Source organism: Candidatus Anoxymicrobium japonicum, from assembly GCA_002843005.1.
GTDB lineage: Bacteria > Actinomycetota > Geothermincolia > Fen-727 > Anoxymicrobiaceae > Anoxymicrobium > Anoxymicrobium japonicum.
Window position 1 is genome coordinate 17,123 of record PHEX01000014.1, and the last position, 13,486, is coordinate 30,608.

The 13,486-nt window shown below is 59.6% G+C and carries 11 protein-coding genes; all 11 read right to left on the minus strand.

Annotation, left to right across the window (positions count from 1 at the left end; translation table 11 throughout):
• Window positions 1-146 precede the first annotated feature (146 nt).
• Entirely contained in the window at window positions 147-1,571 is a 1,425-nt protein-coding gene (locus tag CVT63_02470; protein ID PKQ28488.1) for a hypothetical protein, read from the minus strand.
• A 52-nt stretch (window positions 1,572-1,623) separates the two neighbouring features.
• On the minus strand, window positions 1,624-2,316 hold the full coding sequence (araD, locus tag CVT63_02475; protein PKQ28507.1) for an L-ribulose-5-phosphate 4-epimerase: 693 nt from the start codon (window positions 2,314-2,316) through the stop codon (window positions 1,624-1,626).
• Window positions 2,317-2,324: 8 nt separating this feature from the next.
• Entirely contained in the window at window positions 2,325-3,992 is a 1,668-nt protein-coding gene (locus tag CVT63_02480) for a ribulokinase (GenBank protein PKQ28489.1), read from the minus strand.
• A 698-nt stretch (window positions 3,993-4,690) separates the two neighbouring features.
• Window positions 4,691-5,593, minus strand: a complete 903-nt coding sequence (locus CVT63_02485; GenBank protein ID PKQ28490.1) for a hypothetical protein — start codon at window positions 5,591-5,593, stop codon at window positions 4,691-4,693.
• Window positions 5,594-5,665: 72 nt separating this feature from the next.
• Entirely contained in the window at window positions 5,666-6,427 is a 762-nt protein-coding gene (locus CVT63_02490; protein ID PKQ28491.1) for a hypothetical protein, read from the minus strand.
• A 78-nt stretch (window positions 6,428-6,505) separates the two neighbouring features.
• On the minus strand, window positions 6,506-8,077 hold the full coding sequence (locus CVT63_02495) for a citramalate synthase (protein ID PKQ28492.1): 1,572 nt from the start codon (window positions 8,075-8,077) through the stop codon (window positions 6,506-6,508).
• A 22-nt stretch (window positions 8,078-8,099) separates the two neighbouring features.
• On the minus strand, window positions 8,100-8,975 hold the full coding sequence (gene ilvE, locus CVT63_02500; GenBank protein ID PKQ28508.1) for a branched-chain-amino-acid transaminase: 876 nt from the start codon (window positions 8,973-8,975) through the stop codon (window positions 8,100-8,102).
• A gap of 8 nt (window positions 8,976-8,983) precedes the next feature.
• Complete coding sequence (locus CVT63_02505) at window positions 8,984-10,048, minus strand: 3-isopropylmalate dehydrogenase (GenBank protein PKQ28493.1); 1,065 nt, start codon at window positions 10,046-10,048, stop codon at window positions 8,984-8,986.
• Window positions 10,049-10,085: 37 nt separating this feature from the next.
• The gene (leuD, locus tag CVT63_02510; protein ID PKQ28509.1) at window positions 10,086-10,586 is read right to left on the minus strand and encodes a 3-isopropylmalate dehydratase small subunit; all 501 of its coding nucleotides are present in this window, start codon (window positions 10,584-10,586) and stop codon (window positions 10,086-10,088) included.
• On the minus strand, window positions 10,586-11,842 hold the full coding sequence (gene leuC, locus CVT63_02515) for a 3-isopropylmalate dehydratase large subunit (protein ID PKQ28494.1): 1,257 nt from the start codon (window positions 11,840-11,842) through the stop codon (window positions 10,586-10,588). The genes leuD and leuC overlap by 1 nt, the downstream gene beginning before the upstream one ends.
• Window positions 11,839-13,359, minus strand: coding sequence for a 2-isopropylmalate synthase (locus CVT63_02520; protein PKQ28495.1), 1,521 nt, complete (start codon window positions 13,357-13,359; stop codon window positions 11,839-11,841). Before CVT63_02520 ends, leuC begins: the two co-directional genes overlap by 4 nt.
• Window positions 13,360-13,486 lie beyond the last annotated feature (127 nt).

Here is a 13,486-nt window from a genome sequence, read left to right on the forward strand (position 1 = left end):
CGGGATAAACAACTCAACGAGTGTAAGCTTCCATGCCTTGAGGCACACGTTCGCGACGAGGTGGAATGACACATGGATGTATGGACAAACTGATATCAATCGGTCAAAACGCAACAGTTGGGGTCAGGCCCCCTTTGTTGCGTTTTTCAAAGCGCGGGGCCAATCTGCAGATGCCCTTCCTCTGAACTGAGGGGGGTAACCGGTTCCAGACCAAGGAAATAAGATGCGACAACGCTCGCGCCGCCCACCTTGCCCCTGGCTATGGCGGTGTGATGGGGGAAGCCGCGCAGCACCTCGGCGTAGAGGGCGTCCACGTCATCCACGCTCACCCAGCCGTTGGAGCCGAACGGCTCGCCTGACGCGGCAATCACCTCCCCTTCCGCCAGCAGCACCTGCCACCCCTCCCAGGGGTTCTCGGTCACCCGCAGCATGGTGACGGGCCCCAGATCCATGGAAAGCTCGAGGGTGCCGCGCTTCCCCTCTTCCACCCCGGTGGACTCCGCCAGTATTCGGTGCATGTCCAGCACCTTTTTCCCGCTGCTGAACGAGGGAGGAAACACCCCGCAGTGCCACGCGGAGAAGACGTTGTCCATTTCGTGGTGCCTGTTGTTCCAGTCCGCGAGCCCCGCTGGCGAGCCCGCGAGCAGACTCAACAGATGCATGCTGAGTGCGCCGTGGACGTCTGCCTCGCACGCGCACGGGATTCCCCGCTCGGTCAACCTCGCCATGGCGAAGCACGGGCTTATCCCGTAGTCGTCCTGAAACGAGGTCCAGCACTGTACGGCAAGCCCGTCCAGCCCGTTTTCCGCGATGATATCCTCGAACGTCACTTCCATGCGCGCCATCCTGGAAAGCTCGAGATCGGAGGCGCCTCCCCTGTTGACCGTACCGTCCATGTCCGCGAACGTATCGCGCACACGCGCTTCGGCAACGGAATCCGCCCGCGAGTACACCGTGGATAGCGGGAGCGGCGCCACCCTGATGCCAAGCTTCCTGAGAAGCGACACCTCGTCGAACACGCAACTCTCGAAATCCGCGGGGCGCGGGCCGATCTGGCCGTACACAGCCCCCCTCACTCCATCCACCGCGCGGCAAACCCGCGCGAACTCGGCGAACGCGTCTGTGAAATCCCGGGGATAGGCGATGGCGCGGCGGGGAAAGCAGAACCTGGCCTCGCGATGTCGCAGGGCTGTAGCTATAGATATCAGTCCGCAGAACGCGTCGCGCCTGGAACCCCGCGTGAGCCTGCCCTCTTCCCCGATGCCGAACAGCAGCACCGGCTTCTCGACGCGCCCAAGCGCGGCCAGCGCCGCCGGTATCTCGTTGCCGAAGTTCAGCGCCCCCACCACGACTCCGGCCACGCCGGAGTCCTCGAAGAGCGCCGCCGTCTTGCGGGCTTCCTCGGGTGTCTGCACCAGCCCGTTGGCGGTCAGTTCAGGCCCCGGAGCAACCGGCGCCACCCCCGCCGCGCGCAGCGACTCCATCACGTCGTCCCTGACCGTGATGGCCAGTTCCTGGTCGAATAGGGTGCGGCTGGCGGGTACGAATCCCAGCTTGACAGGTAATGACATAGCGACCTCCAGCAACGTTAGACTGCCATCCGATTGTGAAATTGGTGAAGTTTCATTGACCGTATGAAGCATCTTCTCCGTGCTTGCGTTGAAAATGTCGATCGACCAGCGCGCGGTCGAGCTCGGCGGTCGCCGGATCCAAGGCCAGCGTAAGAAGCGCCAACCTCGCGAGTTCCTCTAAGACAACGCTGTTAAAGACCGCTTCTTCAGGCGTTTCTCCCCAGGTGAAAGGACCGTGGGAGGCAACCAGCGCCATCGGGACTTCCCGGTAGGAAAGCCTGTCGAACGCATTGACTATCCGTCCGCCGGTTTCGGCCTCGTAGTCACCGGTGACCTGCTCGCCGGCAAGGGGTTCCGTGCACGGGACGCTCGCGGGAAGATGATCCGCGTGGGTTGTGCCGAGGCAGGGGATCGGCCTCATGGCCTGCGCCCATGCGGTGGCGCAGGTCGAGTGCGTGTGCGCGACCCCACCGATGAGTGGGAAAGCCCTGTACAGGGCGGTGTGGGTGGGCGTATCCGATGAGGGCTTGAGGACGCCCTCCACAAGATTGTTATCCAGATCGACAAGCACCATGTCGTCCGGTGAAAGCTCGTCGTAAGGCACTCCGCTTGGCTTGATGGCGACGACCCCCTCTCCCCTGTCGATGCCGCTCGCGTTGCCGAACGTGTAGAGGACAAGCCCCCTGGCTTGCAGCTCCATGTTGCACTTGTATACGGCGTGCTTCAACTCGATCAATGAGCCCATTGCCTTTATCACCTCCCTGCCAACTCGACGAACCCGCCAAGCCGCAGATATTCCAGGTAAGCACGGGAGTACAGCTCGACGGATTCCGGCCTGGGGCGGAACTCCATATCAAAGCCGCACGCCATCGCCCGTTGCGCCTCGACCACGTCTGAGTATACGCCGCTTGCGGTGGCGGCGAACATCGCCGCCCCCAGTGCGCAAGTCTGCTCCGAAGCGGCAACACTGACACGTGTGTCGAGCACGTCCGCGAGCGTCTGCATCACGAAAGACGCCTTGCGGGACACGCCGCCCAGCGCGATCACCTCCCTGACCGGAACGCCTTCCGAGGCGAACCTGTCGGATATCGTTCTCGCGCCAAAGCAGGTGGCTTCAACCAGCGCCTTAAACACGTCAACGGCGTCGCTCCCGAGGCTCAGGCCGGTGATGGCCCCCTTCAACGTCTGATCCGCGTCCGGAGTACGCCGGCCATTGAGCCAGTCCAGCGCCAGCACGCCGGCGGGATCCACCGGCCTCTCGACCGCCTCCGCGATCAGGCGATCCATAATGCCGTCGGAAATCTTAGAGATGAGACCCGCGAGCTCCGGCGCGGCAAAGTCAGGCTCGTCCCCTGTGAGTGGCCACATCAAAAGTTGCTTGAACCACGCGTACACATCGCCGAAGGCGGACTGGCCAGCCTCCATCCCGAGCATGCCGGGTATTATAGAGCCGTCGACCTGCCCGCAAATACCCTTTACCAGCTTGCCCTCCATCTCCTCCGCGGGGGCGACCAGCATGTCGCACGAGGCGGTGCCAATCACCTTGGCCAGAGTGTACGGTGAAATCCCGGCGCCGACAGCTCCCATGTGGCAATCGAAGGCGCCCACTCCCACCACGGTGTTCCGCCTCAGGCCGAGCCTCTCCGCCCAGGCGGGCGACAGCACCCCGGCGGGCACGTTGGAAGTGAAGGTCTCCGAGTACAGCCTGTCGCGCGTCCCGGCGAGGAGTGGGTCTATCCCCGCCAGGAACTCCTCGGGCGGAAGTCCGCCAAACGAAGGGTGCCACATCGCCTTGTGCCCCGCGGCGCACCTGCTCCTCTTGAAAGACATCACGTTTCTGTTGTCGGTGAGCAGGACCGGCAACCAATCGCAGTGCTCCAGCCACGAATACGCGGCAGACCTTACCTTCTCGTCACGGCGCGACGTGTGAAGTATCTTCGACCAGAACCACTCGGCGGAGTATACGCCGCCCTCGTACTTCGTGAAATCCTCGCCGCCCCACGTCCTGGCGGCGTCGTTTATCTCCGCCGCTTCCTCGACTGCGGTGTGATCCTTCCAGAGCATGAACATGGCGTCGGGATTGTCGTGAAACTCCGGGTGAAGCGCCAGCGGCGCCCCGGCCTGGTCGATCGCGACGAGTGTAGATCCGGTAGTATCCGCCGAGATGCCTGTTATCGACTCCGCCGTGCCTCGCGGGCTTAGCGCGAGCGCCTCTCTAACGGTCGCTTCCATCCCCTCGATATAATCAAGGGGGTGTTGCCTGAAGCAGCTCTCTCTGGGAACGCAGTAGAGGCCTTCGCCCCAGCGTGGGTAGTCGAAGACAGACTGGGCCGTCTCCTCGCCGGTTCTCGCGTTGACCACCACCGAACGCACCGAGTCCGTTCCAAAATCTATTCCCAGCACATGTTCGTCCAATCGGATCCACTCTCCGTCCCAGCCTCTCGGCCGCCGGGCTATGTCTTACATCAGCGCAAAAATTTGCCAGCGTCGGGGTTGTTCAGGTCTGAATTGCTTCATGATTTCTTTCCTCCAGATTAGAGAACGCCGTGATTTTACCACGAATCACTTCTTTCCGGCGCCACGATTTCATCTATCTAAAAGACTGTAATCCTAGATTGGGAAATCATGTCATAGATCGTGAAAAGAGTCTTCCTCCAGGTGTTTGCACAACCTGTTTGCAAGCGCCTGAATGTCATCCGATCCGTCAACGAAAATCCACTCGTCCGGGCCACCCATGAACCAGGCGCGCTCCGCAGTAAAAAACCTGCATTCTTCATCGTCAAGGATGAACCTCAGCGTCTTTCTTGATCTCGCCAGGCATCACCACACCAGCTTATAACCATTTCCGGCGGGAAAACAATATACTGCTCTCAAAAACCGGGCGGAAGAGATTGATTTGCGCATCGCCGCGCTTTTAGAGACGCGGGTCAGTGAGGCAGTCCTCTATGGCGCGCGGGCGCGCCACCACCTAAGATGAAAATGTCTCAGTGCGGTTCGTGCCACCTCGCCCCCTGGGGGAGAAGGTTGGGGCAGAACCCCCCTAGCCCCCCTTGTCAGGGGGGTACCTCGCCCTCCACCTTAATCCTCCCGCCGTCTAAAGGGGAGGAGATCAGAAGGGATTATTTTCGGAGCATGTCGATGAAAACGAGCGTCCAGAGAGAACTTGCGGTGATGCTGAACACTCCCGCCGTCGCGGAAGCGATCGCCCAGGCGATGGCGAACGATGATGCGCTCAACGCGACAAAGATGACGTTGTGATGGCGATCCGCGACTGTGAATACCCATGAGAGCGGCGTCGCCAGCACGGTGATCAGAATCACCATGGTGATCGCGCCCATGAAGGTAATCGCCATTGCGTAGAGCCAGGCCACCAGCATGTCTCTCGAGTAATCCTTGAAAAGCGCGACAGCAAGCCGCACCGACTCACGCATGCTCTTGCCCTCGAGCACGAGATAACGCGCCGTAAGCTCAAACATGATGCCCGCGAGGATTAAGACCACGATAAAACCAACGCACAGGATGAGCGCTCCGAAACAAGGAAACACAAACCCTTTTTTGCCCGTGAACCGCCAGAAAAGGGATAAGGGCGCCGCGAAAGCCGCAAGGACGAGAAGATAGCCCAACGTGAGCGCGAATATCTGAGGAAAGTATTCCCTTGCGCGCCGGAGCGCATTCTTGAGCCCGGACGGCCTCTCATTTTCAATATCGGAAACCGCGTCAATAGCCGCCGCCTGAGCGAACGCGCCGGTCGCAAGCACGGCTATTCCCATGAGAACTCCGGCAATGATGAACATCGCCTCGAGAGCCACGTTTCCGTGGGCGATATCACATATCATGGCGCCGATTTTGTGTGTTGGGTTCGCGCTTGTCAGACCACGCGGGATCGGACTCTGCGCCCACAGGCTAAAGCCCTGCGCGCCTCCGCCGGCCAGAGCCATGACAAAGGCTACCGGCCACAGGTAGCGGTTCCGCCGTACATGCAGCCACGCTCGTTTCAGAACCTCAAAACCGTCGTTGACCAAGCGAATGCCTTTCGCGTGGCGGTTAGCGGCGTTGCAAAGTTTCTTGAAAACGCATATTTTGGTTTGACCCCATTATGCGTTTTCCTCGACGGTACACGAGAGTTTTCCGATGCCTTCAATCGCCATTTCGACGCGATCCCCGCGCTCGAGCGCGCCCACGCCGGCGGGGGTGCCGGTCAATATCACGTCTCCGGGGCAAAGCGTCATGACGTTTGAAACAAACGCGATGAGTTCCGGCACGCCGACAATCATTTCAGACGTGTTCGATTCCTGCGCGAGGACGTCGTTGACGCTAAGCGAGATGTCGAGTCCACCCGGTTCGAGTTCCGTCTCTACCCAGGGGCCCAGCGGGCAGAATGTGTCGAAATTCTTGGCGCGCGTCCACTGGCCGTCGGAGGCCTGCAAGTCCCGGGCGGTGATGTCCATTGCGCACGTGTATCCGAGGACGAAAGACAGCGCATCGAGCGCGGACACATCGCGCGTTTCCTTTCCAATGACAACGGCCAGTTCAGCCTCATAATCGACCTTGCGCGAACGCCCGGGATAGCGAATCACGCCTCCCGGCCCGATAACGGCGCTCGGCGCCTTCAAGAATATCGTGGGCTCGTCGGCCACCTTCATTTTCAGCTCATTCGCGTGATCGCGATAGTTCAAGCCGATTCCGATTATCTTTGTCGGCTCAACAGGGGCCAGCAACGTAATGTCGTCGGCGGCGAGCTTCTCACGCGATTCTACGGCGCCGTCATACGGCGCCCACGCGACAGGCTGGACACAGTCTGCCGAGTAAATGCCGTAACCAATTCTGTCCTTGTGGGAGTATCTAACAAGCCGCATATTCACCCCTTAACTTTGGGAGCAGGTTTTTTTAAAGTCGATCGTCCGTCCAGAGGGGTCAGGCACCGTCTACCAAGGTTAAGGCTGCTGCTTTTTGTGCGTGAGCCCGAACTCGATGGAGTCAACCAGCGCCTGCCACGACGCCTCGATGATGTTCTCGCTCACTCCAATGGTGCCCCACGATTTCTCACCGTCACCGGTCTCAATGAGAACGCGGGTTACCGCGCCGGTTCCTTTCTTCTCGTCCAGCACGCGAACCTTGAAGTCGGTAAGTTCGATATCTTTGAGTTCGGGATAACTCCTGCCAATAGCAATCCGTACCGCCCGGTCAAGCGCGTTGACAGGGCCGTTTCCTTCCGCCGTCGCGATAAGCCTCCTGCCGCCAACGTGGATCTTGACCGTCGCTTCTGTCGTGACTTTGCCGTCCTCGCGCTTCTCCATGATGACGCGGAATGACTCTAGACGGAAGAACTGCTTGTGAGTGCCAAGCGCTTTGCGAACAAGCATCTCGAAAGAGCCATCCGCCGCCTCGAACTGGTACCCGACATGCTCCAGTTCCTTGATTTGCTTGAGGATGGCGCGAAGCTGGGTCGGGTTGGCGTCCAAGTCGAACCCGAGCTCTTTCGCTTTGAGTGTGATAGTCGATTTGCCCGAAAGTTCCGAGACCACGATACGCTGGATGTTTCCGACCAGTTCGGGCCGGATATGCTCATAGGTTCGCGACTCGCTCTTGACGCCGCTGGCATGGATACCGCCTTTGTGCGCAAACGCGCTCATGCCAACAAACGGCTGATGGGCGTCAGGGTGAATGTTCGCGAGCTCACTCACGTAATGAGCGAGATCGGTAAGACCGGCGAGCCGATCACGCGGCAGGCAATCGATGTCCATCTTGAGCGCGAGGTCTCCGATGACCGAGCAGAGGTTGGCGTTCCCGCACCGTTCGCCATAGCCGTTGATCGTTCCCTGCGCCATCTTCACGCCCTCATGGATCGCGGCGAGCGTGCTCGCGACGGCGCATTCGCAATCATTGTGGGCGTGGATGCCGAGAGGCGCCGATGTTCTGGCGCGAACGTCCCTTGTAATGGAAGCAATCTCGTTGGGAAGCGCACCGCCGTTCGTGTCACACAACACGACCCAGTCCACCCCCGCGCCCGCTGCGGCTTCCACAGCCTGGAGCGCGTAAGCCGGGTTTTCCTTGTAAGCGTCGAAGAAGTGCTCCGCGTCGAACAGCACCTCGAGCCCTTTCTTCTTCAGATATGCCACGGACTCCTGGATCATGAAAAGATTCTCGTCCAATGAAATCTTCAATGCCGTTTGTACGTGAAAGTCCCACGCTTTGCCAACGATACACGCCACCGGTGCGCCGGATGCCACAAGCGCCTTCATCTCCTTGTCCCGCGACGCTGACGTCAAAGCGCGGCGTGTCGAGCCGAAAGTCACGAGCTTCGCGTTCGCGAGCCGCAGCTTTGACGCTTCGGCAAAGAACTCCAGATCCTTGGGGTTCGAGGCCGGATAGCCGCCCTCGATGTAATGCACCCCGAACGAATCCAGCCGCTTGAGAATCTTCATCTTGTCCTCGAGCGAGAACGACACGCCCTCGCGGGCGGCGCCATCTCGGAGCGTCGTATCGTATATGAATACGTCTGGCAATGTATCCCTCTCTCTGTATGGCTTAATCGGCTAAGGTGCCGTGATCTTTCGTGAACTCCTTGAACTCGCGCATCAGTTTTACCGTCAAAGGCCCCGGCTTCCCGTCCGCGATCGGCCTGCCGTCAATATGGGTCACCGGCGCGATCTCGGCCGCCGTCCCGGTCAGGAAACACTCATCCGCGGTATAACACTCCACGAGCGATAGATGTTCTTCGCGGATCGGAACCCCTGCCTCCCCGCATATCTGGAACACCGCCATCCTTGTGATTCCGTTGAGCGCGCCATCGTTGGTCGGAGGCGTAATGACTTCCCCATCCAGCACGACGAAAAAGTTGTCCACCACGCACTCGGTGACGTAACCGCTGTCGTTCAACACCAGGCCCTCGTCCGCGCCCGCGTGCTGCACCTCGATGTGTGCGAGTATGTGGTTCAGGTAGTTGAGCGACTTGATCTGCGGGCTCAGCGAATCCGGGTTGTTGCGGCGGGTCGAGACCGTAACCAGCTTGAGCCCGCGCTGATACACCTCGTCGGGATATATCTTGATGGTCGACGCGATGATAATGACGCTCGGATTAGCGCATTTGGAAGGACTCAATCCCAGGTCGCCCTTGCCGCGCGTGATCACCAGCCTCACGTAGCCGTCTGTTATGCCGTTGGCCTTGACGGTCTCGCAGACCTTCGCTTTGAGTTCCGAGAGCGCCATCGGGATGTCGAGCCGTATCACCTTCGCGCCGTTGTACAGGCGTTTGAGGTGCGCGTCGAGCATGAAGACGTTGCGGTCATAAACTCGTATGCCTTCAAACACGCCGTCGCCGTACAGCAGACCGTGGTCAAAGACGGACACTTTCGCGTCCTCTTCAGGAACAAGCTCACCATCAATAAAAATTTGAAGCCCCATGGCCACTCTCAACTCCCCTCCCGGACATACCTGACGATAAGGTCGCCCACCTCGCGCGTTCCCATGCCCATCTTTCCAGCCGACAGGCTCTTTATATCACCCGCGCTCAAAGACCGGATGATCGCGTTCTCGATGCGGGCGGCCGCCTTCTTCTCCCCCAGGAAATCAAGCATCATCTGCACGGCCGCGATCGCCGCGAGCGGGTTTATCACGTTCTTGCCGGTGTATTTGGGCGCTGAACCGCCTATGGGCTCGAACATCGAAACACCGTCCGGGTTCAGGTTGCCGCCGGCGGCGATGCCCATCCCTCCCTGTATCATGGCGCCCAGGTCGGTGATGATGTCCCCGAACATGTTGTCTGTCACTATCACGTCGAACCACTCCGGGTTCTTCACCATCCACATGCAGGTCGCGTCTACGTGCGCGTAGTTGGTGGTGATGCCGGGGTACTCGAGCGCGACATCGTTGAACGTCCTCTCCCAGAGATCCTGCGCGTAAGTAAGCACGTTGGTCTTGCCGCAAAGCGTGACTTTGTTGTCTTTTCCGCGCCGCGCACATGTCTCAAACGCGAACCGGACGCAACGCTCGACGCCCCTGCGAGTGTTCACAGACTCCTGAACCGCTATCTCGTGCGGAGTGCCCTTGCGGGTGAAGCCGCCCGACCCCACGTAGAGGCCCTCGGTATTCTCACGAATGATAACCATGTCGATGTCCTCGGGCCCCTTGTCTTTCAACGGACAATCAACCCCCGGATACAGCTTCACAGGGCGAAGGTTGATGTACTGGTCGAAGTCGAAACGTAGCCTCAGCAGGATGCCGTGCTCGAGGATGCCCGGCCTGACGTCCGGATGCCCTACCGCGCCAAGGAGTATCGCCTTGAAACCTTTGAGTTCCTCGATCGCGTCGGCGGTGAGCGTTTCGCCTGTCGCCAGGTACCTGTCTCCACCGTAATCGAAATCCCTGGTCTCGAAATCGAAGCCAGACACCTCGGCTGCCGCCTCCAGGACTTTCAGACCCTCGCGCGAGACCTCCGGACCGGTGCCGTCACCAGGTATAACCGCTATTTTGTGCATGCCTCTCCAGTTGCCCCTCCCGCCGGTGATGCCGGCGCTATGATTGTTTCCTGACGTATTCGATGAGCCCGCCGGCGTCCATAATGCGTTGCATAAACTCAGGATATTTCGCGATCGTGAACGTCTCCCCTTTCGTCAAATCGTCAATCCTGCCCGCGTCGAGATCCACTTTCAACTGGTCGCCATCATCGATCGCCACGACCGCTTCGGGCGCTTCAATCAACGGCAATCCTACGTTTATCGCGTTGCGATAGAAAATGCGCGCATACGACCCGGCAATGACGCACGACATTCCTCCACCTTTGATCGCCAGCGGAGCATGCTCCCTGGACGATCCCGAGCCGAAGTTCTCGCCACCCACGATGATATCACCCGGCTCAACCCGATTCACGAACTCGGGGTCGTGTCCCTCCATCAGGTGCCTGCCAAGTTCGACAGGGTCATTTGAAATCAGGTATGTCGCGGGAAGTATGAGGTCGGTGTTCACGTTATCGCCAAACTTGTGAGCCTTGCCTTTTAGCGTCTCGCGAGAGGCCATCATGCTATCTCCCCTGGGTCTGTTATGGCGCCGGTCACCGCCGAAGCCGCGGCAACGGCGGGATTTGACAGGTACACCTCGCTTGTGCGATGTCCCATCCTGCCTTTAAAGTTCCTGTTTGTCGTAGAGACCGCTTTTTCGCCCGCAGCAAGCACGCCCATGTGACCGCCCAGGCAAGGCCCGCACGTCGGGGGAGATATCACCGCTCCCGCGTCTAAGAAAATATCGAAAAGACCCTCTTCCATTGAGCGGCGGTAAACGCGCGGGCTTCCCGGAATGATGATTAGCCTGACACCTTTCGCGCACTTCTTTCCGCGAAGCACTTCGGCCGCCAGCCTGAGATCCTCAATCCTGCCGTTCGTGCAAGAGCCGATAACCACCTGATCCAGTTTCACGTGTGGGGCGCTCGTGACGGGCACGGCGTTGCCCGGAAGCGATGGCAGCGCGACCTGCGGCTCGAGCTCGCCAAGGTTGATGTCGATCTCGTCGACGTACCCGTGCCCGTCCGGCTCGATGCCGCTCTCGGGCGCATTCACCCCGACGTCTTTCAGGTACGTGGCGGCCTTTGAGTCGATCGGGAATATCCCGTTTTTCGCGCCCGCCTCGATGACCATGTTCGCGACGGTCAGCCGGCCTTCCACGCTTATGCTTTCCACCCCGGGGCCGTCAAACTCAATAGACCTGTAAGTCGCGCCGTCCACGCCAATGAGTCCGATGAGATAGATAATGAGATCCTTGCCACCGACCCAGCGGCCCGGCTTTCCGGAAAGCCTGACAAGTATCGCCTCCGGAACCTTGAACCACGTTTTCCCCGTCGCCATAGCCGCCGCTATGTCCGTGGAACCCATGCCACTCGAGAAGCATCCGAGAGCGCCGTACGTGCAGGTGTGACTGTCCGCGCCAATGACAACCGCACCGGGCTCGATCAACCCCTCCTCGGGAAGGAGAACGTGCTCGATCCCCACGTTGCCGCCATCGTAGAAATGTGACAGGCCCTGTTCGGACGCAAACCGTCTGACGTACGCGCACTGGTCGGCCGACGCGATGTCGCGGTTCGGGGTGAAGTGGTCCAGCACCAGGACAACCTTGTCAGTGTCAAACACCGACTCGCGAGCGAGCCTGCCGAACTGCTCTATCGCCAGTGGAGCGGTCACGTCGTTCGCCAGAACAATATCCACAGAAATCTCGATGAACTCATGCGGCTCGAGAGAATCACGCCCGGCGCGGCGCGCGAGGATATTTCTTGTCTGACTCATCGCTCAACCTTTTTTCTGATCACCTTGTTGACCGCGTTCAAGTACGCGCGGGCGCTGGCCTCGACGACGTCAGTAGACAATCCACGGCCCACGACCCGCCTTTCGCCAATGTCGAGCTGCACCGTCACGTCACCCAGGGCGTCCAACCCGCCTGTTATAGCCTCTACCGCAAACGAATGCAACTTAGCGTCTATGCCAAGCGCTTCCCGTATCGCCTTGCACATAGCGTCAATCATTCCATCGCCGATCGCCCTCTCGGTGACGTGTACACCCTCACTTTCCAGCGTGACGGTGGCGCTCGGTGGCGCTTCTTTGCCGCCGCTGTGAACCTCATAAGCGGTGAGCTTCCACTCCTGCCCCTCGGTTCTCATGTACTCGAGGGCGACCGCCTCGATATCCTCTCCTGAAAGCGAGCTCTTCTTGTCGGCCAGTTCCTTGAAACGCGCGAACGCCTGGTTGAGCTCTTTCTCGCTGAGGTAGTAACCAAGGCGCTCGAGCTGTTCTGAAAGCGCGTGTCTCCCCGAGTGCTTTCCTAAGACGATGTCGCTCTCTACGAGCCCCACGCTCACCGCGTCCATTATCTCGTAGGTCGTGGGCTCCTTGAGAACGCCGTCCTGGTGAATGCCGGACTCGTGCGCAAAAGCGTTCTTCCCCACGATGGCTTTATTTGGCTGAACGGGATAACCGGTAAACAGGCTCACCAATCTGCTTGTCTTGCTTATCTCCGTGGAGTTGATGCCTGTGGTCAGGGGAAGCCGATCGTGCCTGACCTTGAGAGCCATCACGATCTCCTCGAGGCTCGCGTTGCCGGCGCGCTCCCCGAGCCCGTTCACCGCGCACTCTACCTGTCTCGCGCCCGCCTCGCAGGCGGCAAGCGAATTCGCCACAGCCAGCCCGAGGTCGTTGTGACAGTGCACACTGATGGTCACACCCTCGATCCCCGGCACATTCTCGATTATGCCTCTCACCAGCTCTTCGAACTCGCCAGGAATAGAGTAACCCACGGTGTCAGGGATATTCAGGACGGTGGCGCCTTCTTCTATCGCGGCCTGGAGCACCTCATACAGGTACGCCGGCTCACTGCGTGTCGCGTCCATTGGCGAGAACTCGACATCCTGACAATGTGACCGCGCGTGAGCCACGGCCGACCTCGCCGCGTCCAGCACCTGGCCGCGCGTCATGTGAAGCTGATGCTCGAGGTGAATGTCGGACGTGCTGATAAACGTGTGGATGCGCGGCCTGGCGGCGGCGCGAACCGTATCCCAGGCCCTGTCGATATCGTCAGCTTTCGCGCGCGCGAGCGCGCATACGACAGACGATTCGATCTTCGACGCTATCCGCCTGACAGAGTTGAAGTCCCCCTGGCTCGTCGCGGGGAATCCCGCCTCAATGATATCTACTCCCAGGCGCTGCAGTTGCTCGGCTATCTCCAGCTTCTCGCGCGCACCCAAACTGATGCCCGGCGACTGTTCGCCATCACGCAAAGTTGTATCAAAAATAGCGATCCTGTCTTCCACCCCGAACCAATCCTCCTGTTAAGTCGCCACTTAACTTTTGGAGGTCAGGTCTTTTTTTAAGTTGCTGGCATTCAGTCCAGATAACGTGTGCCAACTTAAGAAAAAAGACCTGACCCCCAAAAGTTAA